This is a genomic window from Exiguobacterium sp. s26 (genome assembly GCF_018618235.1).
GTDB lineage: Bacteria > Bacillota > Bacilli > Exiguobacteriales > Exiguobacteriaceae > Exiguobacterium > Exiguobacterium chiriqhucha.
Genome location: NZ_JACSLS010000005.1, coordinates 16,298 through 38,515, shown reverse-complemented (window position 1 = coordinate 38,515; position 22,218 = coordinate 16,298). Strand labels below are relative to the sequence as shown.

Annotated in this window: 26 protein-coding genes; 17 read left to right on the top strand and 9 right to left on the bottom strand. The window is 51.5% G+C overall.

The window, feature by feature from the left end; all coding sequences use genetic code 11:
- Window positions 1-10: 10 nt before the first annotated feature.
- Window positions 11-175, bottom strand: a complete 165-nt coding sequence (locus tag KNP82_RS09320; protein ID WP_021068148.1) for a YycC family protein — start codon at window positions 173-175, stop codon at window positions 11-13.
- Window positions 176-315: 140 nt separating this feature from the next.
- On the opposite strand from KNP82_RS09320, the gene KNP82_RS09315 reads away from it, so the two are divergent.
- From KNP82_RS09315 to KNP82_RS09300, 4 genes are all read left to right on the top strand, one after another.
- On the top strand, window positions 316-1,107 hold the full coding sequence (locus KNP82_RS09315) for a hypothetical protein (protein WP_021068149.1): 792 nt from the start codon (window positions 316-318) through the stop codon (window positions 1,105-1,107).
- A 102-nt stretch (window positions 1,108-1,209) separates the two neighbouring features.
- Entirely contained in the window at window positions 1,210-3,333 is a 2,124-nt protein-coding gene (locus KNP82_RS09310; RefSeq protein WP_214827686.1) for an MMPL family transporter, read from the top strand.
- A 253-nt stretch (window positions 3,334-3,586) separates the two neighbouring features.
- The gene (locus KNP82_RS09305) at window positions 3,587-4,222 is read left to right on the top strand and encodes a YitT family protein (protein WP_034797492.1); all 636 of its coding nucleotides are present in this window, start codon (window positions 3,587-3,589) and stop codon (window positions 4,220-4,222) included.
- Window positions 4,223-4,302: 80 nt separating this feature from the next.
- On the top strand, window positions 4,303-5,025 hold the full coding sequence (locus KNP82_RS09300) for a YwiC-like family protein (RefSeq protein WP_214827683.1): 723 nt from the start codon (window positions 4,303-4,305) through the stop codon (window positions 5,023-5,025).
- 20 nt (window positions 5,026-5,045) lie between these two features.
- Here the strand turns inward: KNP82_RS09300 and KNP82_RS09295 are convergent, their stop codons facing one another.
- The 3 genes from KNP82_RS09295 to KNP82_RS09285 all read right to left on the bottom strand — a co-directional run bounded on the left by KNP82_RS09295 (window position 5,046) and on the right by KNP82_RS09285 (window position 6,845).
- Window positions 5,046-5,990: a DUF4003 family protein gene (locus KNP82_RS09295; RefSeq protein WP_021068153.1), complete on the bottom strand. Its 945-nt coding sequence runs from the start codon at window positions 5,988-5,990 to the stop codon at window positions 5,046-5,048.
- A 90-nt stretch (window positions 5,991-6,080) separates the two neighbouring features.
- On the bottom strand, window positions 6,081-6,512 hold the full coding sequence (locus KNP82_RS09290; RefSeq protein WP_016509669.1) for a type III secretion system chaperone family protein: 432 nt from the start codon (window positions 6,510-6,512) through the stop codon (window positions 6,081-6,083).
- 66 nt (window positions 6,513-6,578) lie between these two features.
- A complete protein-coding gene (locus tag KNP82_RS09285) occupies window positions 6,579-6,845 on the bottom strand; it encodes a metal-sensitive transcriptional regulator (RefSeq protein ID WP_021068154.1) in 267 nt (88 codons plus the stop codon).
- 286 nt (window positions 6,846-7,131) lie between these two features.
- Between KNP82_RS09285 and KNP82_RS09280 the strand changes: the two genes are divergently transcribed.
- From KNP82_RS09280 to KNP82_RS09260, 5 genes are all read left to right on the top strand, one after another.
- Window positions 7,132-7,437, top strand: coding sequence for a rhodanese-like domain-containing protein (locus KNP82_RS09280; RefSeq protein ID WP_021068155.1), 306 nt, complete (start codon window positions 7,132-7,134; stop codon window positions 7,435-7,437).
- Window positions 7,434-9,902, top strand: a complete 2,469-nt coding sequence (locus KNP82_RS09275) for a CoA-disulfide reductase (RefSeq protein ID WP_021068156.1) — start codon at window positions 7,434-7,436, stop codon at window positions 9,900-9,902. Before KNP82_RS09280 ends, KNP82_RS09275 begins: the two co-directional genes overlap by 4 nt.
- A gap of 181 nt (window positions 9,903-10,083) precedes the next feature.
- On the top strand, window positions 10,084-11,526 hold the full coding sequence (locus KNP82_RS09270; RefSeq protein WP_021068157.1) for an alanine/glycine:cation symporter family protein: 1,443 nt from the start codon (window positions 10,084-10,086) through the stop codon (window positions 11,524-11,526).
- Window positions 11,527-11,607: 81 nt separating this feature from the next.
- Window positions 11,608-12,066 (top strand): DUF1877 family protein, encoded by a 459-nt coding sequence (locus tag KNP82_RS09265; RefSeq protein ID WP_251128703.1) that lies wholly within the window; start codon window positions 11,608-11,610, stop codon window positions 12,064-12,066.
- Window positions 12,067-12,110: 44 nt separating this feature from the next.
- A complete protein-coding gene (locus tag KNP82_RS09260) occupies window positions 12,111-12,560 on the top strand; it encodes a hypothetical protein (RefSeq protein WP_214827680.1) in 450 nt (149 codons plus the stop codon).
- A gap of 426 nt (window positions 12,561-12,986) precedes the next feature.
- On the opposite strand, the gene KNP82_RS09255 is transcribed toward KNP82_RS09260, so the two are convergent.
- A complete protein-coding gene (locus tag KNP82_RS09255) occupies window positions 12,987-14,009 on the bottom strand; it encodes a metal ABC transporter solute-binding protein, Zn/Mn family (protein WP_214827677.1) in 1,023 nt (340 codons plus the stop codon).
- A gap of 172 nt (window positions 14,010-14,181) precedes the next feature.
- On the opposite strand from KNP82_RS09255, the gene KNP82_RS09250 reads away from it, so the two are divergent.
- From KNP82_RS09250 to KNP82_RS09240, 3 genes are all read left to right on the top strand, one after another.
- Window positions 14,182-15,117: an alpha/beta hydrolase gene (locus KNP82_RS09250; RefSeq protein ID WP_214827674.1), complete on the top strand. Its 936-nt coding sequence runs from the start codon at window positions 14,182-14,184 to the stop codon at window positions 15,115-15,117.
- A gap of 66 nt (window positions 15,118-15,183) precedes the next feature.
- Window positions 15,184-15,783: a histidine phosphatase family protein gene (locus KNP82_RS09245; RefSeq protein WP_214827671.1), complete on the top strand. Its 600-nt coding sequence runs from the start codon at window positions 15,184-15,186 to the stop codon at window positions 15,781-15,783.
- Between the two features lie 10 nt (window positions 15,784-15,793).
- The gene (locus tag KNP82_RS09240; RefSeq protein ID WP_214827659.1) at window positions 15,794-16,270 is read left to right on the top strand and encodes a DUF456 domain-containing protein; all 477 of its coding nucleotides are present in this window, start codon (window positions 15,794-15,796) and stop codon (window positions 16,268-16,270) included.
- Between the two features lie 74 nt (window positions 16,271-16,344).
- On the opposite strand, the gene KNP82_RS09235 is transcribed toward KNP82_RS09240, so the two are convergent.
- Complete coding sequence (locus KNP82_RS09235; protein WP_131471582.1) at window positions 16,345-16,818, bottom strand: YwpF family protein; 474 nt, start codon at window positions 16,816-16,818, stop codon at window positions 16,345-16,347.
- A gap of 114 nt (window positions 16,819-16,932) precedes the next feature.
- Between KNP82_RS09235 and KNP82_RS09230 the strand changes: the two genes are divergently transcribed.
- On the top strand, window positions 16,933-17,235 hold the full coding sequence (locus KNP82_RS09230) for a hypothetical protein (protein ID WP_021068165.1): 303 nt from the start codon (window positions 16,933-16,935) through the stop codon (window positions 17,233-17,235).
- Between the two features lie 46 nt (window positions 17,236-17,281).
- Here KNP82_RS09230 and KNP82_RS09225 read toward each other — a convergent pair whose 3' ends face one another.
- Both KNP82_RS09225 and KNP82_RS09220 read right to left on the bottom strand, forming a co-directional pair.
- On the bottom strand, window positions 17,282-18,727 hold the full coding sequence (locus KNP82_RS09225; RefSeq protein WP_214827657.1) for a nicotinate phosphoribosyltransferase: 1,446 nt from the start codon (window positions 18,725-18,727) through the stop codon (window positions 17,282-17,284).
- A gap of 22 nt (window positions 18,728-18,749) precedes the next feature.
- Window positions 18,750-19,283 (bottom strand): cysteine hydrolase family protein, encoded by a 534-nt coding sequence (locus tag KNP82_RS09220; protein ID WP_131471576.1) that lies wholly within the window; start codon window positions 19,281-19,283, stop codon window positions 18,750-18,752.
- A 142-nt stretch (window positions 19,284-19,425) separates the two neighbouring features.
- On the opposite strand from KNP82_RS09220, the gene KNP82_RS09215 reads away from it, so the two are divergent.
- From KNP82_RS09215 to KNP82_RS09205, 3 genes are read left to right on the top strand one after another with little or no spacing between them, the layout of a single operon-like run.
- Complete coding sequence (locus KNP82_RS09215; RefSeq protein WP_131471574.1) at window positions 19,426-19,701, top strand: 4a-hydroxytetrahydrobiopterin dehydratase; 276 nt, start codon at window positions 19,426-19,428, stop codon at window positions 19,699-19,701.
- Window positions 19,694-20,176: a hypothetical protein gene (locus tag KNP82_RS09210; protein WP_242678966.1), complete on the top strand. Its 483-nt coding sequence runs from the start codon at window positions 19,694-19,696 to the stop codon at window positions 20,174-20,176. The genes KNP82_RS09215 and KNP82_RS09210 overlap by 8 nt, the downstream gene beginning before the upstream one ends.
- 33 nt (window positions 20,177-20,209) lie before the next feature.
- Window positions 20,210-20,527 (top strand): hypothetical protein, encoded by a 318-nt coding sequence (locus KNP82_RS09205; RefSeq protein ID WP_131471572.1) that lies wholly within the window; start codon window positions 20,210-20,212, stop codon window positions 20,525-20,527.
- A 38-nt stretch (window positions 20,528-20,565) separates the two neighbouring features.
- Here KNP82_RS09205 and KNP82_RS09200 read toward each other — a convergent pair whose 3' ends face one another.
- On the bottom strand, window positions 20,566-21,012 hold the full coding sequence (locus tag KNP82_RS09200) for a YusW family protein (RefSeq protein ID WP_165569424.1): 447 nt from the start codon (window positions 21,010-21,012) through the stop codon (window positions 20,566-20,568).
- 179 nt (window positions 21,013-21,191) lie between these two features.
- Here KNP82_RS09200 and argC point away from each other — a divergent pair, with 179 nt between their 5' ends.
- Window positions 21,192-22,217 (top strand): N-acetyl-gamma-glutamyl-phosphate reductase, encoded by a 1,026-nt coding sequence (gene argC, locus KNP82_RS09195; RefSeq protein ID WP_131471568.1) that lies wholly within the window; start codon window positions 21,192-21,194, stop codon window positions 22,215-22,217.
- Window position 22,218 lies beyond the last annotated feature (1 nt).

Here is a 22,218-nt window from a genome sequence, read left to right as displayed (position 1 = left end):
AAAGGAGACGTCATTCCGTCTCCTTTTCCTCGTTCGTTTCAGTTTTGGCTGCCTCGAGCTCCATCATCTTTTTGACGATGATGTGTTTTGGCATATGCATGAGTTCCTCGAGTGGGACGTTTAGCTTTTTGGCAAGCTCAACCGCCGTCTCGGGAGAGAGTTGAAGTGGGCGCATGAGGGTTCCTCCTTTCCAATTACGGGTATGCTACTGCCAGTATACAGGAAAAGCGGACAGATGGAGAATGTGTTCTGTGAACACATTCAAAATCGAAAAATGCGTCGTGCGTTGCTAAGCTGAAACTAGGAAGTGATCAAATGTACAAACAAGTAGCAGACTATCAATTTCATCAAACGGTTGAATGGTTAGAGCGCGTTGGTGGAGGATGGATGTTGTATTTGGCGCAAACCGGGTTTCTGTTTTTTGACGAGACGTTCCAAATCCGATGGGAACTCGAGTGGAAATGGGCACCTTGCGCACTATATATTGAACCACATGGTAGAAGAGCCGTCGCGCTATTTCGAGATTTGCAGACATACGGAGTCATGGATTTGACGAACGGGACGATGGAACGTCACCCAATTCCACGGACGTTCCATGACGATTGGTTCAGTAACCTGCACTACTGGTCAGGGGACGATTTGTATTTGTACTCGGCCGAATCAGATATCGTCGCCTTGAACTTGAACGATCACACGTTTCGGTATAGCCGTTACGAGGAGATCCCGGAGTTCGGGAACATTATCGAACTCGCATATCAATCGACCTATGATTTCGAACGATTCACGGCACCTGGCCTCGTGACCTTGTACGATGAACGGAATCAACAGTTCATGGTCGAGGACGTCGAAGCGGGCGCGCGTTGGAAGATTCCATACGGGGGTGACCGTGACTTGGTCATCGTCGATCAAATGGGTGTGACGACCGCCATCACCTCGATGACATCGTTCCAACTGTTTGAGCGCGATTGTGAAGTGTTCTCATCAGAAGTATGTGCCGAGACCGAATTGTTGAAAGTCGTCTTATTGGACGAGCCGGGCGACAGACTTGTCGTCCTATCGACGCCGCGTCGCTTCTGCCATAGTTGGCTGCAAGTGTTCGAGCGTTGACAATCCTGGACCAGGGCATGGTTCAGGATTTTTTTACGAAGGCTTACAGAATCTCGTCTAAAAACGGGAACAGTCTTCTTAGATGGAGAGGAGTGGACAGGGATGGAACGATTAGGACAAGCGTTAGTCCGATGGCGCTACGCTGTCGTGTTGATTTGGACGGTATTGCTCGCGGTATCGGTATATTTCGGATTACAGTTGCCAAGTGAACTGCGCGGCAATGGATTTGCGATTCAAGACGGGCGCTTCGCCCAAGTGGAAGATACGTTGAACGACAGGTTCGACCGGGCCGGGGCTTCGATGATTGTCTTGCTCGAAGGTGGCGATCTCGAGACGGTCATCGAACAGCAACGTGATCGACTGCTTGACGTCGAGGGGATCGACGGCGTGATCACACCAGCCGAGAACCCCGAGGCACGCTCTGGGGACGTAGCTTACTTATTGCTCGAGTTCGAGGATTACGATGCGGCCGAGGCGTCAATCGCTGACGTTCGCGACGCCTTGATTCGTGATACGGATACAGACGTGCGACTGACGGGCGAACCGGTCTTCGCGGATGACTTGAATGAAGCGTCGAAGAATGACTTGATTCGGGCCGAGTTGATTGGAATCCCGGTCGCGTTGCTCGTCCTCTTGCTCGTCTTCGGGACGCCGCTCGCCGCGGTCATGCCATTATTCGTTGGATTGATTACGTTCATCGTGGCTGCCGGCTCGTTGTTCTTCTTTGCCCAAACGATGGAACTGTCTATTTTCGTCTTGAATGCGGTCGCGATGATCGCCATCGCGCTCGGCATCGATTTTTCCCTATTGCTCGTCAACCGTTACCGGGAAGAGCTCGCACATGGGAAGTCGCGAGAGGCAGCCATCGTCCGAACGGTCGCGACGGCCGGACGTTCGATTCTGTTCTCAGGGCTTTGCGTGTTCGTCGGACTGGCCGGGTTGTTATTCATCCAAGTCGACGTGTTCCAAGCCATCGCGCTCGGTGCGCTGATTGCGGTGGCGGGCGCGGTCTTATCAGCGCTCACGCTGTTGCCGTCCGCCTTATATATCGTCGGAGATGCGATCAATAAAGGGCGTCTTATCAAAACGAATGAGACGCGTTCTGAAGTACGGTGGCAGAAGTTGGCCCGTTTCGTCATGAGACGCCCCGTCACGATGACGCTCGTCGCGCTCTTGCTGCTACTGCCAAGCCTCTGGTTCGTTCGTGACCTCGAACTGAACATCCCGGACGCCGATGCACTCCCGACCTCGTACGAGTCACGGGCCGCCCTTGAGCGGTGGGACGACGTGTTCGGGGAGACGTCGACCGATGCGGTGCTCTTGTTTGAGACGAATGACTTGACCGATTCGATGATTCTCGATGAATTGACTGCACTCACCGATGAGCTATCCGAGGATCCGATTGTCGACAACGTCACGACGTTCTTGACGGCATCCGGTCTCGAACCAGCCGAATTCCAACAACTCGCTGAAGCGGCACCAGAGCAACTCGAGGCGTTCGAACGTCTCGTCACGCTTGAAGGGAATACAGACCTTGCCCTCGTCAACGTTAGTTTCAACGTCCCGCCGAGTGATAAAGACGCGCAAGCATTCGTCCGAGATTGGCGCGAGAGCGGTTTTGACGTCGGGGGACCAGCCGCGTTCAACGAAGAAATTTATGAAGAGATTTATGACAGCATCCCGTATGCGGTCGTGACTGTCATCTTGGCGACGATGGTCATTCTCATGTGGGCGTTCCGCTCAGTCTTGATTCCAATTAAGGCGATCATCATGAACGTGCTCGGTCTCGGGGCGACGTTCGGTCTGCTCGTCATCATCTTCGAATCAGGCTACGTGTACGATGCCGAGACGATCAGTATCTTGACCCCGGTGTTCATCTTCTCGCTCGTGTTCGGCCTATCGATGGACTACGAGGTATTTCTCGTCTCGCGGATTGAGGAATATTATCGGGAGACCGGGGATAACGATTACGCGACGGAGATGGGACTCGCCAAGACGAGTAAAATCATCACGTCGGCCGCAGTCATCATGATTGTCGTCACGGGGGCGTTCGCTTTTACTGGTGTCAGTCCGATCAAACAGCTCGGTGTCGGCATCGCGCTCGCGATCTTTATCGATGCGACAATCATCCGGATTTTACTTGTCCCATCTTTGATGAAACTGCTTGGGGACTGGAACTGGTGGTGGTTCGGTAAGAAAGATTTACCGAAACGTAATCTACACTAAATATACATTTAATGAAATAGTCGTGAAAATGTGTTAAAATAGTTTCATGATTACGCGCAATTTGGGAAAGGAAGGTCTTTATGGATACCGAGAGGACATGGCCTCTGTTTCAATTACCGGACTTCTAGCGTTGAGTTTTTACAAGCGACATCAATGTAAAAATCAACAAACGGAAGATCGGAGATGGAACAGATGGAACCGCGGCTACGACTGAGGATCCTCCTCTCCGTTGAAAACGGGGAGGACAATCGGAATGAAACGAGTTGCTACCATAGTGCTCGGAACGCTGATCATGGCGTTCGGTTATTATTATTTGAATGAACAGTTTGGTTTGGCAGAAGGGGGCTTTGTCGGGCTAGCATTGCTCGGCCGCTATTTATTTGATATCGATCCGGCGATCTCGATGATCGTACTCGATATCCCCTTCTTTTTAATCGCCCTTTGGTGGAAAGGCTGGCGCTTCGTCGGGCAAGCCGTGCTTGCCGCGGCGTCACTGTCGCTCAGCTACGCCATGTGGGATCGGTTGGATTTACTCACGTTCGATATCCAAGTGTGGCCGGCGACGTTGTTCGCCGCCATCGCGAGCGGGATTGTGACTGGTTACGGTCTCGGTCTCGTCTTGAAATCGGGCGGGGCGACCGGGGGCGACGATTTATTCGCACTCGGCCTATCAAAATGGACCGGCGTATCGGTCGGGACGATTCTCATCATATTTGATGTCATCGTTTTGGCGATCTCGCTCATCTATTTGCCATTGTCGAATGCGCTTTATACGCTTCTCGCGGTCTCGATTGCAGGTCGTGTCGTCACGAAGATGTTGACGGACGATGTGGTCGAAATCACCGTGCCAAGTGTGACCAAACTAAAAACAAAAAACGATCTCGCGTGAGATCGTTTTTTGTTTTGTAAAATTTATCACAGTTTTACAGTCATCTTTCTTCTACACTACACATAGAAGGAGGGAGTCACATGAAATGGATGATTCCAAAACAGCACGGCGCGTGGTCGATGCTGATTTTACCGTTCTTACTCGGCGGCATTGTCGGAGGGTGGACGCTCGCGCACATCCCGTTCGCCATCGCCTGGTTGTTCGTTTATATGGGTACATTTTTCTTGTTCCAATACATTAAGCAACGGAAGAAGTCACAAGAGCTGTTGCGCACGGTCGTGACGTATTTGACGATTGCGATTGTAGCCGCCATCCCGGTATTTTTGTCCGAGTGGCGTCTTGTCTGGTTTGTCCTTGCTATGATTCCATTCGGTCTCACCAACGCCTACTTCGCCAAAATTAAGGATGAGCGCAACGTCTGGAACGACGTCAGCGCCGTCACCTCATTTTGCATCGGCGGGATGGCGAGCTATTATCTCGGGTCACATGCTTTGGACGGGACGATAGTGTGGATGTTCACTTTGCCGTACTTATATTTCCTCGGAAGTATCTTTTTCGTCAAAACGATGATTCGGGAGAAGAAGAGCTTGTTTTATCGGAACGTATCATGGGGATATCACTTTTTGCTCGTCGCCATCTTCATCGCGTTTGGCTATCCGGTCTTGGCACTCGCTTACGTGCCGAGTCTCGTCCGGGCGGTCGCATTCTACGGCAAAACAATCCCCATCATGAAGATCGGGATCGTCGAAATCGCCAACTCGGTGTTCGTGCTCGGTTGTCTCAGTTGGTATTTATTTAGTTGAGAAGGGGAAACCCTTCTTTTTTAGTCGCTCGAAGATGTGCTCGAAATGATAGCCACGGTCGCCGCTGCCGTTGCTGCCTGTTGCATGGCGAGCAGATGGGCGAACGTCCCGTGCAACAGTAAATCGCTTGCATCTTCCTTGATGTTGTTTGCCGCGACGAGTTGCAGGGCGACCGTCAACGCGTGGGTGTGGAACCAGCGATGCTTTTCCTTCTCAGCGTTCGTAATGTCGATCAGGTCGCGCTCGTCGTTGTCGTTCGGAGCCGCGACGATGGCCAAGAGGGCGAGCGCTGGCAGATGCTCATTTTTGACGGCGATTGCTTGTCCTTGGAGCCGCGCGCGCCACTCGAGCAGGCGGTTGATGACCTCGTCTGAAGGCAAGTCGCTAAAAGCAAGCAGATGGGAGACGAGTTGGAGCTCGTTTGAGCGGGGCAACTCGGCTTTCAACGCTTCGTAATACGTCTCAATCCGTTGACTCAACGTATCGTGGTCATCGAACGCTTGAACGAGGACGAGGGCAGACAGAAGGTCTTCTTCGCTCGTCAGCCAAGGATGGTTTCGTTTGAACGTTTGATAGAGTGCGCTCGCCTCGTCAAGCCGGCGCTCGGGCTCATCGACGTTAATCAGTTGGCTCGCGATGAAGGGACGCAACATACTGAAGCGGAAGTGTTTCCGGTCGAGCAACGTATCGAGCCGGAGTGCCTCGTCGATGGCCGGTTCGATGTCTTCATACTTGGCATCGAGAAACGACAGCCAGACGAAATTATTGCTGCCGCGAAACTTGGAGAAGGCTTTCGTTTTCCGTTTGACGGCCGCTTGAGCCTGCTCGAACCGAGTTTCATCGAACGGGGTGTCGTGTATGGCATAATTGATGGCCATCAAGCGTCGGAAATCATCGGTGAACCACTTTGTCGCTCCTCTGATTGCCTCGAGCGCTTCGAGGTAATGCGTATAGCGTGTCATCATCAGCAATTCCTCCTTTTCCTCCTTATACGAGCCCAATCGAAAGAATGATTCAAAAAAAGCCGCCCTGGATTCGTCCGGGGCGGCTGCTTGTTATTGGACTTGCGTATACAACTTCTGCATATACTCGTTCACTTCATCGGCCGCTTGGAACATCATGAATGAATGTTGCAAGATGATCTCTGGCGAGAAGCCGAGGTCGAGGTCGAGCGTCGAGGCGAGCGTGACATCACGGTCGCTGTCGAGCACGCAGCGGAAGTATTTGAACTCTTGGTTGAACTCGTTCAAGGCGTTCAGAATCGGTAGGTCTTCGACGTAATCCGGCACGTGTGTGACCGTCGCGGCATACAGTTCCGCATCTGTCGTCTTTTTATTGAAGGCGATAATCATAACGGGCTGAGCCCCGGATTTAGTCGTTTCACGCGTCAAAAATGTGACATGCGTTTCAGTCTCGCTCTCTTTGAACGTCATATTGCGTTCAGCGACGAGCGCTTTAAATGATTCTACTTTTTCTTCGAAGTTCACAAACAAGTCCCCCTTAAAAGTCGTTACTCTAACTTTCGCCCATTTGCGGAGGGAAAGCAAGGGGAACTAGCGTTTCATCAACATTTTGATGGCTTCTTCGACGGTTTCTGACGTATCTTCGCCATCTTGTTGGGCGGTGATGATGCACTGCTCCAAGTTCTTCGCGACGATGATGGTCGAGGCGCGGTCAAGCGCTGATCGAGCAGCACTCAACTGTGTCACGACGTCACGGCACTCTTTCCCTTCTTCCATCATGCGGATGATGGCCCGGATTTGTCCTTCGACCCGTTTCATCCGGTTCAACACTTTTGCATCGTATTGATACTGTTCCATTAGATTCACCTCTATATTCAAATCGTTCAGTAACCCAACTATTTATTGTGTAGTCTCATCTTAATACGTGGGGGAGTATGTGTCGAGCAACAACGTTTGATGTGAAAATTTTTCAAACGTTTACCGATTCGACAAACAAATCCCTTGCAATCAAATACCACAGGGGGTATATTAATGACGTGGAAGCGATATGTTCAACGAATCACAAACTTTCGTCGAACGCCCGCTACCAAGCTGACGAATAAATAAGTGAAATATTATAGATCAAAAGGATGGGTAAACAAACATGAAAGCATCTGCCTTGAAACGTCAAATGGATTTTGAAGTACCAGTCAACATCGTCGACGTTCGTGAACGTGACGAGTTCCAAGAAGCGCACATTGCTGGCGCGACAAATTATCCGCTCTCCGAAATGTCGGAATGGATTGAGACGCTCAATCCTGAAGAAGAGTACATCGTCCTTTGTCGCTCAGGTGCTCGCAGCACGCAGGCGACTTGGCAAATGGAAGCGAAAGGTTATAAAGTGGTCAATATAGAAGATGGCTTGATGAGCTGGCCAGGTGAAGTCGTCAAAGGAGGAAATGCGCAATGAGTAAAAAAATCGTAATCGTCGGTGGGGTCGCCGGTGGTGCTTCGGCAGCCGCCCGCCTTCGTCGCTTAAATGAAGAGAATCATATCGTCATGTTCGATCGGGGCGAGTATATCTCGTTCGCGAACTGTGGTCTTCCCTATTACATCGGTGACGTGATTCAAGACCGTCAAAAATTGCTCGTTCAAACCGTCGAAGGGATGAACAAGCGTTTCCAACTCGACATCCGTAACTTGACGGAAGTGACGAAAATCAACCGTGCCGAGAAGACGGTGTCGGTGAAAAACGTCAAGACAGGTGAGACGTACGATGAGTCATATGATGTGCTCGTCTTGTCACCAGGGGCGAAACCGATTCGTCCGAACATCCCTGGGATTGAAGAAGCAGAAGACATCTTCACGCTCCGTAACATCCCAGATACGGATAAAATCCGTAGCTACGTCGATGATAAAGCGCCAAAACACGCGACGGTCATCGGTGGCGGCTTCATTGGAATCGAAATGGCTGAAAACTTACGGGAGCGTGGCGTCGACGTCACGCTCGTCGAGATGGCCGATCAAGTCATGACACCGCTCGACCGCGAGATGGTCTCACCGGTTCACGAGCACATGCGCCTTCACGGCGTCGATCTTCAGCTTTCTGACGGTGTCGACTCGTTCTCTGAGAAAGGGAAACGTGTCCACTTGAAGAGCGGTCGCGTCATCGAGACCGATATGGTCGTCTTATCAATCGGTGTCGTGCCCGAATCGTCGATTGCAACGGAAGCAGGTCTTGAGACAGGTATTCGTGGCGCCATCCGCGTCAACGAGAAGATGCTCACGTCAGACCCGAACATCTACGCGATTGGTGACGCCGTCGAAGTGCTCGATTATATCTTTAAAGAGCCGACGGTTGTTCCACTTGCATGGCCGGCCAACCGCCAAGGTCGTCTTGTCGCCGATATCATCAACGGTCGTGACGTTAAATACAACGGAACGATGGGGACTGGGATTGCCAAAGTCTTTGATATGACCGTCGCCTCGACAGGTTGGAACGAGAAGCGTTTGACAGCGGCCGGTAAAGAGTTCGAAGCCGTCCACGTGCACCCGGGTTCACATGCGGGTTATTACCCAGGATCGACACCCGTATCACTCAAACTCTTGTTCCATCCGACGACAGGTGAAATCTACGGCGCGCAAGGCGTGGGGATGAACGGCGTCGATAAACGGATCGATGTGATTGCGACAGCGATGAAAGGTGGCTTGACGGTCCTTGACCTTCCAGACCTTGAACTCAGCTACGCACCACCGTTCAGCTCAGCGAAAGATCCGGTCAACATGATCGGTTACGTCGCGTCGAACGTCGTCCTCGGCGATAACGAAGTCGTGCACTGGAATGAGATTGACGAGTTGGTCCAAAACGGCGCGACATTGCTCGACGTCCGTGACGAGTCAGAACATGAACTTGGCAAAATTCCTGGTTCAATCAACGTTCCGCTCAACTCGCTACGCGATCACTTGGACAACTACAGCAAAGACGAAACGATTTATGTGACATGCCAAGTCGGACTTCGCGGATATCTCGCATCCCGCATCTTGCGTCAAAACGGATTCAAGGTTAAAAACTTGAGCGGTGGCTACAAGACGTGGTCACAAGTAAAACGCGATTTCGATGCCATCGAGGCAGACGCATCGGCAGCAAATGAGACTGCCGCAACAGCAACGGAGGAGGCACCACCAGTAATGATGAATGAACCAATCGGGGAACCGATTTTCCTAGATACGTGCGGTCTGCAATGCCCGGGACCAATCTTAGAAGTCAATAAAAAAGTAGCCGAACTCGGCGAAGGCGAGACGCTCCGCGTCCTCGCAAGTGATCCTGGCTTCTTTGCGGACATCGAAGCATGGGCGAAGAAAACGGGCAACAAGCTCGTCTCGAAACAATTTGTGAACGGTCGCGTCGAAGCCGTCCTTCAAAAAGGCCAAGGCCCTGCAGCCGTCCAAGCGGGCGCACCGGCAGGCGACGGCGCATCGATGGTCGTGTTCAGTGGAGACCTCGACCGTGCACTCGCATCGTTCATCATCGCGCAAGGTGCAGCGGCAATGGGTAAAGACGTCACGATGTTCTTCACGTTCTGGGGACTCAACGTCATCCGTAAACCAGATGCACCAGAAGTGAAAAAGCAAGGCCTCGAGAAGATGTTCGGCATGATGATGCCATCTCATGCAGGTGAGCTTCCGCTCTCGAACATGAACTTCGGTGGCGTTGGTCAGAAGATGATGAAGAAAGTGATGAGCGACAAAAATGTCCCGTCACTCGATCAAATGATTAAATCGGCTCAAGAGGCAGGCGTCAAAATGGTCGCTTGTACGATGTCGATGGACGTCATGGGAATTAAAGAAGAAGAGTTAATCGACGGCATCGATCTCGGTGGTGTGGCAGCATACCTCGGGGCAGCCGAAGGTGGTAACTTGAACCTCTTTATCTAATCAAATGAGATAATCTAGTCGACCGGTCGCGTGACCGGTCGCTTTTTTGTTGTTCGACACCGAAAATGAAAATTGTCGAAAAAGATTGCATTTTTTTAACGTTTTTCCTATAATTCTACTCATGTAAAGAAAGTTGACATAACTTTTTCTTATAACTTACACATACACGGAGGATTTAAAGATGGAGAAATTCGTAGAAGATCTCGTTACAAACGCCAACGACCTGCTCTGGTCGTCAGTGCTAATCGTTGTCCTTGTCGCCTTAGGTTTGTATTTCACCGTTCGCATGGGGTTCGTCCAGTTCCGGATGTTGCCTGAAATGTTCCGCCTCTTGTTCAAAGACGGCATGAAGCGTGAAAAAGGCCAAGTCTCGTCATTCCAAGCGTTCGCCATCGGGACGGCTGCACGCGTCGGGACCGGGAACATTGCCGGTGTCGCGACTGCCATCGCGCTCGGAGGCCCGGGAGCCGTCTTTTGGATGTGGCTGATCGCGCTCATCGGATCGGCTTCGGCATTCGTCGAAAGTACGCTCGCGCAAGTATATAAAATTCGCGACGGTCGCACATGGCGCGGTGGTCCGGCTTACTATATGGAACGTGCGCTCGGTCAGCGCTGGCTCGGGATTTTATTCGCCATCTTGATCACGTTCTCGTTCGGCTTCGCCTTCAACTCGGTTCAATCGAACACGATTTCGTTGTCAGTCAGCAACCAGTTCGGGATTAGCACGACGACAGTCGGTCTCGTCTTGGCTGTCGTGACAGCCATCGTCATCTTCGGCGGGATTCAATCAATCGCCGTGCTCTCGAGTATCATCGTGCCGATTATGGCTGGCGGTTACATCTTGCTCGCCGGGTGGGTCATGATTTCGAACGCCTCATTGTTGCCGGAAGTCTTCGGCTTGATTTTCTCAGAAGGAATCTTTGGACTTCAACAATTGTTCGGTGGTGCCATCGGAGCGATGGTGCTCCAAGGAATCCGACGCGGTCTCTTCTCGAACGAAGCGGGGATGGGTTCAGCCCCGAACGCAGCGGCGACTGCTGAAGTATCGCATCCGGTCAAACAAGGATTGATTCAATCGTTCAGCGTCTTCGTCGACACGCTTCTCGTCTGTACGTCGACAGCGATGATTATCCTGTTGTCAGGTGTCGCCGGTTCAGAGTCGTTCGCAGGTGTCGAATTGACACAAGCAGCGCTCACAGCAGAGATTGGTCCGATGGCGACATCGTTCCTCACGATCGCGATTTTCTTATTCGCGTTCAGCTCGATTCTTGGAAACTACTACTATGGTGAGACGAACATCCAGTTCATCTCGGATAAAAAGATTTACGTCACACTCTACCGCATCGGTGTCGTCGGCATGGTCCTCTTTGGAGCCGTCCGTTCGGCCGGTCTCGTCTGGTCAATCGCGGACGTGTTCATGGGTCTCATGGCACTCGTCAACTTGTATGCGATTTTCCGTCTCGCAAAAGTTGCCCGTCTCGTCCTCGACGATTACTTGGAGCAACGCCGTCAAGGTGAAGATCCGGTCTTCTACGCCGATTCGATTGAAGATCTGCCAGGTCGCGAGTACATCGAAGCTTGGGAATCAGAAGAAGAAGTCAAAACAGGCACGATCCGTTCATAAACGACAAACCGTCTACGAAAGCGCGTAGACGGTTTTTTTGCGCCCGAAAGATGGGTAAACTGAAGAAAAGGGGGGCGTTCAATGATGGAGACGACACACTATATACGCATTTCCCCGGAAGTATGGGTCTCGTTCGGCCAAGACCCGGAAATGATTTTAGATTGGCTGTTGCACGTGCACAGCCATCAACGTGACACGTATGAGACGTTGACGCTCCCGAACATCGAACGTTTTCAAAAGATTCTCGGACAAATCGAAGTGTACATCGATGGAGATGACACGTATAACTTGGAGATGGCCGTCATCGGGGAAGAGTTAATCGTCAACGAGAAGCAGGCAGTCGTCGTCGGGATTTTGACGCCGCAGCTGCTTCATATCGTTAAGGATGCGATGAACGCCTTCACGAAAGAAGATGTCGCCGACATGGCGTTCGTCGACCATAAGGGACTCGATGACGCGTGGCTCAAATGGACGCAGTTGAAACGATTCTGTGAAGAAGCGATTGAGCGAGATGAGCTCGTGTTGATTTATTATGAATGACATCGCCTAAATGGTATAATATTGAAAAAATGGCGGTGAGATAAGTGGATGATTTCTTTGTTAATTTGGCTTTACTTTATATGCTGGTTAGTCCCGCGTTTGCATATCGAATCGGTCGAAAACGCGTTGCAAGGCTGAATATGATGACGCTCCTGCTTTATATCGTGAGCTGGGGATATGTCCTTGGTGTGGGGACTCCTTCCGATCATCCTGTTTCGATACTTTGGGACGTCTTGCTGTTCCTAAATCTTTTATTGACTGTGATGACGAGCGCAATGTTTTTATTTGAACGTCGGTCAAACCATTCTCTAATGCGGATCGCTGCCGTGGCAGCCAGTTTCTTTTTAGGAAGCTTAGTAGTCACGTACAGTATTGATTCACGTGATGTGCTATCGGAGATGATGCTACAAGCGAGTATGATGACAGTCGTCCTGTTTGTCACAAGTGTCATCTGGATTCGGCTGCGACAAATCAATCGCCAGCCGGACATGTAAACAGCCCGACGTCGTAGCGTCGAGCGGTGCTGTAACCTGAATGAATAGCAAAGTATCTATAATTCAATGGGGGTTCACTGAATGTTATCTTGGTTAGGCATAACGAATACAGATCAAACTGAATGTCAATTTTTCGGAAATGTGAAGAAAAAAACTAGAATCGTCATTCTCCTTACGGCGCTACTGGCACTTTATGGTGTGAAGTCCTTATTCACTTACCTAATCCCCGCCTCATATATGGCCGACCCGATCGTGGCCGTTCTACCAGGTGCCGTGGGAGTCTTGGTCGCTCTCGTCTACGTCCTGGTCGCGGAACGACTGCTACAGGACAAAGCCGATCACACCAAACGCTAGTAAGCGGGACGGCGCTAAAGCGTGTCATACCATTCAAAAAAATCTCGACGCCGCAGCGCCGAGATTTTTGTCTTATTTCAATGCCGTCTCAAGCGCTTTGACGTTCTCGCGCATGAGGTCGAAGTAACTCTTGTCCATCTGCTCTTTCGTGACCGACTCCAAGTTGTAAATCGTCACCGTCTCCGCACCGATCTCGTTTTGAACGACCTGTGCGACTTTCGGCGTCACCGTGTCCTCAAAAGCGATGTGCGTCAAGTCGTGAAGTCGTGCCTCTTCGATGACACGCTTCAATGCTTGCTGTGACGGTTCTTCTGAAGGCGTGAGCCCTGTGATTGGGAGTTGATCAAAGCCATACCGTTCCGCCAAGTAACCGTAGGCTGCATGCGTGACGAGGAGCTCTGACTTCGAACCACCATCGACCGCCGCTTGGAGCTCGGCATCGAGTGCATCCGCTTCTTCTTTGAAGGCGCTCAAACGATCCGCGAACTCATCTTTATAGTCAGGGGCCTGTTCGCTGAAGGCCGCTTCGACCGCTTCGGCCATCGAGACGGCGTTCATTGGGTCGAGCCAGACGTGTGGGTCATACTGGCCGTGGTTGTGGCCATCGTCTTCGCTATGACCGGCTTCTTCTTCCGCGTGCTCGTCGTCCTCATGTCCGTGCTCGTCCTCACTATGCTCGTCCTCACTATGCTCGTCCTCACCGTGGACGTGGACCGTGTCTTCTGCCGAGAGGAGTGTGACGTCCTCGGCCGTCTTCACGAACGTGACGTTCTCACTGGCCAAGCTCTTTTCCATCGACTCGACATACGGCTCGAGGTCATGGCCGATCGTCAAGAACAAGTCCGCCTCGGCGATGTCGGTCATCTGCTTTGAGGTCGGCTCGTACGTATGGGGATCGGCGCCAGGCGGGATGACCATCTCGACGCGGACACGGTCGCCCCCTATTTCCTCGGCGAACGATTTCAAGGCGAATGTTGACGCATAGACGGTCAGCTGGTCGCTCGTCTCCTCCGTAGCACCGTTTTCTTCATTACTTGCACATCCACCTAATAAAAGTGTGCCGGCAGCGGCGACACTCAATACTTTCTTGTTCATGAACTCTTCCACCTGTCCTCTCTATGTGAATCTTTAAATCGTAACCGTTACGTTCTGTGACTGCGAGTTATATTATAGGGGGCGAATCGGTGCACGTCAAGTCCGACTTCAGATGGATGGTTTTTCGTGAAAAAGGGAATATGATTAAAAAAAGAACGAGGAGTGGATGTATATGAGAAAGGAGACCGCCTGGTTCGTCGGTGGTGCGGCACTCGCGGCCGCCACGGCAGCTGGAGCCAGCGTATGGAACCAGTATGGATCGCTCGTGCGTTGGCAAGAGCCCGAGTTACCGGTACGTCCCTCGACCCGGAAACGCCGGACGCACACGTATAAGATCGTAGAAGACCGTCCGCTCCAGTTTGACGTGTACTATCCGCCAGGGGATGGACCATTTCCGGTCGCGGTCTATGCCCATGGCGGAGCGTTCGTCCGAGGGAACCGAGACATGGTGACGTTGTTCCATCCGTTGCTCGACCATTTTCTCGCCAAAGGGTTCGTCGTCATCAGCATCGACTATCGGCTGTTCGAGGACGGCGTGTATTTCCCGGACAACATCATCGACGTCTCCGATGCGCTCTATTATTTGAAACAGCACGATGGTCTGCTCAACTTGGACATTAACCGGTTGATCGTCTGGGGTGACTCGGCTGGTGCGGCCCTCGTCTTAGCGACGGCGCTCGATCGAAGCAAACAATTTACCGGTGAACTTGGGGATGACGTCCCGCTGATCAAAGGAGTCATCGCGCTCTATCCGCCGACGAACTTCTTATTGTTCAAGTTCATCCAGACGTGGCTCGCGCATTTGAAATTTTATGAGGGGAGCCGGGAGGCGTGGCGCGAGCTGATGGTGAAGTGCTCTCCAGTCACGCATCTTTATGACGACGCCCCGCCCATCCTCATCTTGCACGGAAAGAAAGACCCAATCGTCCCGTTCGGACAGGCGCTCCATTTCGTGGAACATGCGAGCGAAGTCGGTGCGAACGTGCAACTGATTTCCTTCCCGAACGGTACGCATTCGTTAGCGAGCTTTCTCCAATCCGACAACCCGATCAAAGAAACGCAACTCATGGCCCGCATCGATCGTTTCATCGATGACGCGATGATGTGACGTTGCGCTTTTTCGCAAAGATGGTACGATGGGGTAGGATTTAGGAATCATAAAGGAGTGACTCGCGTGACAGAACTTTGCTTGGTCCGACATGGTCAGACCGATTGGAACTTTCAAGAAATCATTCAAGGACGGGAAGACATCCCGCTCAACGCACTCGGACATCGGCAGGCCGAAGAGAGTGCGGCCTTTTTAAGTCAAGAATCATGGGACGTCATCGTGGCGAGCCCGTTGTCACGGGCCGTCGACACGGCGCGTTACATCGCGGAGGCGTGCGGCATCGACGAATCACATATCATCCGAGACGAGCGTTTCATCGAGCGTGAATTCGGGGCTGCGTCGGGAAAACCGGTGCCGGGCATCTATGAAGCCGTCCAAGCCGATGACCAAGACCGCGTACCTGGTCTCGAGTCAGAAGACGAGATGCGAGCCCGTGTCTTGAGCGGTATGCATGATCTCGTCGAGACGCATGCCGGAAAACGTGTCATTGTCGTCTGTCATTCACATGCGATTAAAGCTGCGCTATCGGCGATTGACAACACGTATACGTTCCGTCATGCCATGCGCAACGCCTGCTCGAACTATATCGAACATCAAGATGGTCAGTTCGTGGTCAAGGCGGTCAATGTCGCCGACCATATTACGAATGTGATTGTCGCGAAGTGAGGAGAAACTCATGACGACATTGCTCTGGATATTCATCATCGCATCATTTATTGTCGCGTTCGCAGGATTGATTTATCCGGTCATCCCGAGCGTCTTGTTCTTATTCATCGGTTATGTGATTTACGGCTTCGGCTTCTCATTCGAGCCGCTCACGTGGACGTTTTGGCTCTGGCAGACCGTATTTTTAATCTTCTTGTTCGTGGTCGACTATATCGTCACCCGGGCTACAGTCGATAAACGGGGCGGTTCGGAACGGGCGAAATGGGGAGCGACCATCGGTTTGATTGCAGGACCGTTCATCTTCCCACTCGTTGGGGTGCTCATCTTCCCGTTCATCTTCGCGTTTCTCGCCGAACTCACGCTCGGGAAATCGACGCGTGAGGCGTGGAGTATCGGTGTCGGGACCGTGCTCGCTTTCCTCGGCAGCACGATGCTCAAAGTCGTCGGGATGACGATGATGGTCATCTTGTTTTTCATCTACGTTTGAGGCGAAGAAATTTCTTCGCCTTTTTGGGTTGAGAATTTTATAAAAACGGGGAAAGAAAAACAAGACCGTTCGATTTATTCGAACGATCCTGTCTTGACGAGCTGTGTGAAGGCGGAACGACTGAACGATTGCTGCTGTTCGACTTGTTTTTCGAAGAAGGAAGGTTTGAGTTCGGCGTTCGCCACGCCTTCGGAAATCAACGAATCGAGCACTTGCTTGGTCGGATCTTGTTTCGGCATCAGCATGAGCCCTTCGGCGACGAACGTGTGATGGTCGCTGAGCGATCGTTCGCTTGTGAACGTCAACGCGAGGGCGGCCGGACGGTTCGCCGGTGACGTGATGACGGCTTCGGCAAGGAGCAGGATTCGCTTGTTCAAATAGTGATGAAGCGTGACGGCAAATTCGGTTGGAACGAGCATCTCGAGGAGCCATTCGTTGTCATGCTCTTTCGAGATAATCAACCCATCGAGCAGTTCGACGGGGAGGTTCAACTCGTTGCCATACTCGTCTTGGACAAGGTGAACTTGGACTAGGCGGAACGTTTTCATCGTATCGGTCCCTTCCACATTTTCTTTAGTTTATCTTAACATAGTCTGGTTCGAAGATTGTGTTACGATAGCGGGGAAGCGACGTAAAAAAATAGAGGATAAGGAGGCATCAAGATGAGTTGGGTTGTTGGCATAATCGGGTATATCGCGATTCTAGCAATCGGTTATTATGGTGTCCTTTTCTTCAAAGTAAAGCAAGAGCGGAGTCGGGCCGGATATCGAATCTTTCTCTTGCTCGCGGGATTGTTCTTCGTGAGCGGGAGTGATTATATCATCGCGTTGTTCCAAGGGGATACGGAAGCGACGTTTTGGCAACGGACCGTTTACTTCATATTGATTTTGATCTCTCTTTCAATCGCTCTTTACTTTCGGAGAAAAGAAGATAAAATCCATGCGAACGAGATGACGACGGCATAAAACCATCATCAAAAGAGGCTACGGAACAAATCCGTAGCCTTTCGTTTTATTTCGGGATCCGTGTTTGACGAATCATTTCGAGTTTCAAGTCCCAGAGCGGTTTACTGAACGTGACCGAATACACTTCCGGCAAGCGGAGGCGTTTGTACTCTTCCCATAAACCGTTCATCTGCTCATGATGATACGCGCGAATCTCTGTCGCGTTCGGTAAGTCATAGACGCGTTCGCCGTCTTGGAAAATCGGGACGAGCAAACGTTTGACGCTAAAGTTGCGTGTCTTGATCCGGAACGCCGGGTCGCGGACGTCAATCAAGTCGATCTCGTTATACGTTTCGACCGGCTCATCAGCCAGGGCGATATAGTCCCCTTTGAATTTCCCGGTCTCGTTATCGATGATGCGATACAATTCTTTCTTGTGCGGCGTCGTCGTCTTCACTTTCGAAGACGAAACTTTGATGACCGGCTTCAACTTCCCGTCGGCGCCTTCGCGGGCGACGAGTTTGTACACCATGCCAAGTGCAGGCTGTTCATACGCCGTGATGCCGCGCGTCCCGACGAGGAACGTGTCGGCTTCAGCGCCCTGCATCCGCAAGTCTTGAATGACGTACTCATCGAGGTCGCCTGAGACGACGATTTTGACGTAGTCGAGCCCGGCCGCGTCGAGTGCTTTGCGAGCCCGTTTCGACAAGTAAGCCAAATCGCCCGAGTCGAGTCGGACCGACTTCAAACGATAGCCTTTTTCCTCGAGTTCCTTGGCGACCGTGATCGCGTTCGGAAGACCCGACTTGAGCGTGTCGTACGTGTCGATCAACAGGCTCGTGTTGTCCGGATACATCTCCGCGAACGAGCGGAACGCCTCGAGCTCTTCATCATGGAACTGGATGTCGGCGTGCTCCATCGTTCCGCCGGTCGGGACATCGAAATCACGTCCGGCCGAAACCAAACTCGTGACGTCGAAGCCAGCGATATACGCGGCTCGTGTGCCGTAATAGGCGGCATCGACGCCTTGGGCGCGGCGGGCCCCACCTTCGAGCAACGTCTCATTCGGTGCTGCCTGACGGATGCGCGCGTATTTCGTCGCGATGAGTGACTCATGGTTGGCGATGTTCAAGAGCGCCGTCTGGAACAGTTTCGCCTCAAAGATTGTCGATTCAATTCGGACGACTTGTTCGTTCGGGAAGATGACTTCTCCTTCGCGGACGCTATAAAGCGAACCGGTGAACTTGAAGTTGCGGAGCACGTCCGCGAACTCGTCCTCGAAGTCGAGTTGTTGCTTCAAGTAACGGATGTCCTCTTCCGTGAACGAGACGTTCTCCAAGTAGTGGACGATGTTTTGTAGGCCGGCGAAGACGACGTAGCCTCCGCTAAATGGATTCGAGCGGTAATACAGGTCGAACACGACTTGTTCGTTGTGACGGCCTTGTTTCCAATAAATATACATCCAACGTGGGAGGTATAGGTCGGTATGAAGCGCTAGGTTGCGATGTAACATAATCGTTCCTTTCTGTTTTATGTCACTTCCCGGTCACAGTGGCCCCGAGTGTCGTGACAAAATGTTCGAGCGCCCAATCGTGACCGACTGGGTTGAAGCTTTGGACGGCATCGGCGTGAACGACGATTGTATAGCCGAGGTTGTACGCGTCGACTGCCGTATGGAGCACACAGATGTCCGTGCACACACCGACGAGATGAATCTCCGTGATGGCCCGTTCGCGCAAACGCAAATCAAGGTCGGTACCGGCGAAGGCGCTATAGCGTGTCTTATCGATCCAATGATCGGCCCGGCTCGCCGCGGTTTTAACGGCGCCGTAAAGTTCGCGGCCTTCAGTCCCACGAATGTTATGAGGCGGAAAGAGCGTCGTCTCAGGGTGATACGTGTCACCAGCGTCGTGGACATCGTTCGCGACGACGACATAATCCTCGTCCGCGAACTCCTCAATCAACTGGACGATTCGTTCTTCTATGTCTTGCCCTGGTTTTCCACAAGTCAAACGACCCGTGTCTGCGATAAAATCAAACGTGTAGTCGATCACAATCAATCCACGCATGGCGAGATCTCCTCTCTCATGTAAAGAATAGTTGGCTATCTTTCTTATTCTAAATCATTTTGCATGAAGCGAAAAAGATTATTTTTGATCGCGGTCGGGTACTAGGTGTAAGAAGAACTGTTTGCGAAAGGGGAATCAGCACATGCTGCTGTCATCAACCGAACTGTCAGAGCAACTGTCCCGCTTAAACGGCTGGGACGTTGTCGAAGGGGAATTACAAAAGACGTATCGTCTCGAGACGTTTCCAGAGGCGATTCAATTCGTCCATCTCGTCGCCGACTTGGCGGAGACGCTCGACCACCATCCGAACATCTTAATCGAATATCGGAACGTCACGTTGACCGTGTCGACGCATGACGAAGGTGGAATCACGGAGAAAGACATCATGCTCGCGAAAGGTTGTGAGGAGCTTGTCTAAGCTATTCATGACATTCGCCTCAGGTACGGTCGCTGAACGATTGCGTCAACAATCGGGCGTGCTCGTCGCGAACGGGACAGAAACGATTCTGCTCGCCGAAGGGGACAAGTCCCCGTTCCAGAGCGGCAAGACGTTTCAAATCGAGGAAGCGGAAGGACAATTCGCCCCGAAAGGGAATATTATCTATGCGAACATTCCGGTCGATTCGAACGCCCGGTCGCTCTTATTCCATCGTTTGTTGAAAGACAAATCACGTCTAGGGTCCAGTCATAGCGGTTTTGCCGCCTATCGGCTCGGTGTCGACCCGGACGACAATCACGGGATTATCTTCATCCAATTCACCGAAGGCGGAAATCGTTTCCGTGATTCGACCGATTACGTCTTGTTCCAAGAATGGCTGAAAGAAGCCGTCGAGCAAAAAGGAGCCGGTCCAATCATAAAACATTATGTCGTCGATGAAGTGGATGACCTATAATAAACATAACGTTACGTTAGGGGAGGATTTTTTATGAACAAGAACTACTTCTGGTTAGGTATGGCCGCAGGTGCCGTCATTGGAGCTGGGGCATCGCTTCTCCACAGAGAGACGCGTGAGCAACAAGTCAGCCAACTCAAACATATGAAATCACGTCTCAAGTCGCACGATACGTCAACACAAGCTCATTCGGTCGGCCTTCAAGCCACTTCGAAAGCGAGTTTGAAAGATCGTGTCATGGATTTGAAGGCGCTCTATGAAGAAAACCAAGATACGATTCAAAATCTCGTCGAAGACGTGAAAGACTTGGTCGATGCGCTTCAAGACGCTCGTCATAAAAATCAAATCTAATGCAAATGGCCAAGCGCTAGACGCTTGGCCATTTTTTATTACTCTCTATATTCTTTTTCCGTGCCGTCGGTGAACGTCACGTCAGCCTCGATGCTTTGTGCATCTTCCACATTGAACGTGGCTTTAATTTGATTTAAAACTTCTTCGTCAGGCGTGTCTTTATCAAAGTTTAACTGGCCAAATAATGAATCGAGTTCTTGCATCGCTTCGTCCCCCCTCAAATTCAAATCGTCTTCTTTTCGTTCATAGGACGCTTCGGTCGAATTCATTTCTGTCTCATACTCGACTTGAATGGCATCGTTGACGTTTGGATAATCAACGTCGAGCTCGAACTTATTGAACGTGTACATCGAATTGTTTTCAGAATTCGCTTCGTTCTCAACCGGTGCATCGCTCGGTTGATTCGTCACTTCGTCAGCATCCCCACATCCGACCAATAGCAATAACGTCGCTGTCACAGGTAAAGCCCATTTCAAACGTTTCATTTTGAATCCCTCCAGTTTTATCTTTTTTCTCATATCATATAAATTCCCGTCTTGCTTTGTACTTACACGTTTTTGGAGAGGGAGAAGAGAAAATTGTTTCTTTATTGAATAAAAATACAATTGACAGTATAAATATACGTATGTTTTAATCAGTTTATTCTTTTAAGGAGGTTCAGCAGATGATCACATGTGGAATCGTCGGCGTCACAGGGTACGCCGGGATGGAGCTGTTAAAGCTCATCGGGAAACATCCCGAGTTCACACTCGTCCGGGCGATGAGCGATTCGAGCGCGGGATTGACGCTCGAAGAACTGTATCCCTGGTTAGAAACAGACAAGTTGACGCTCGAACCGTTCCGGATGGACGTATTAGACGACATCGATGTCATCTTTTTAGCGACGCCGAGCGGGGTGTCGGCGCAATATGTAAAGCAGTTGACGGAGTATGAAGGCGTCGTCATCGATTTGAGCGGAGACTTACGTCTGCCGGCATCGAGCTACGAGACGTGGTACGACAAACCGGCCGTACCGACATCGCTTCAAGCACAGGCGGTATATGGATTGACGGAATGGAATCGGGATGCCGTGAAGACGGCCGATCGGATTGCCAATCCCGGGTGTTATGCCACGGCGGTCGCCCTCGGGTTGTTGCCGTTCGTGAAAGGCGGTTGGATCGACCCGAACGAAATCATCGTCTCGGCATGCTCCGGTATCACGGGTGCCGGGAAAGGACTCAGCGCCAAGACGCATCATGCCCGTTCCAACGAAAACGTGCAACTGTATAAAGTCCATACACATCAACACATTCCAGAAATCGAGCAGACGCTCCAGACGTTGTCGGGCATTCCGGCGACGGTGTCGCTCTCGACACATCTGCTGCCGATCAATCGCGGCATCATGGCGACGATGAGCGTCGTGCCGACGATCCAACAGAGCGAGGCGGACTGGGTGCATGTCTTGAATGAGGCGTATGCGAATGAGCCGTTCATCCGGGTGCAACAAGGCGAACCGGAGATTCGGACGGCCGTCGGCTCGAACTATTGTGACATCTGGGTGTATGCCGATACACGGACGAATCGATTGACCATCGTCTCCGTCATCGACAACATGCAAAAAGGTGCGGCCGGACAGGCGATTCAAAACGCCAACGTCCGCTTCGGAGTAAATGAAACGGCCGGGTTGACGGAACAGCCCCAGTACATATAAG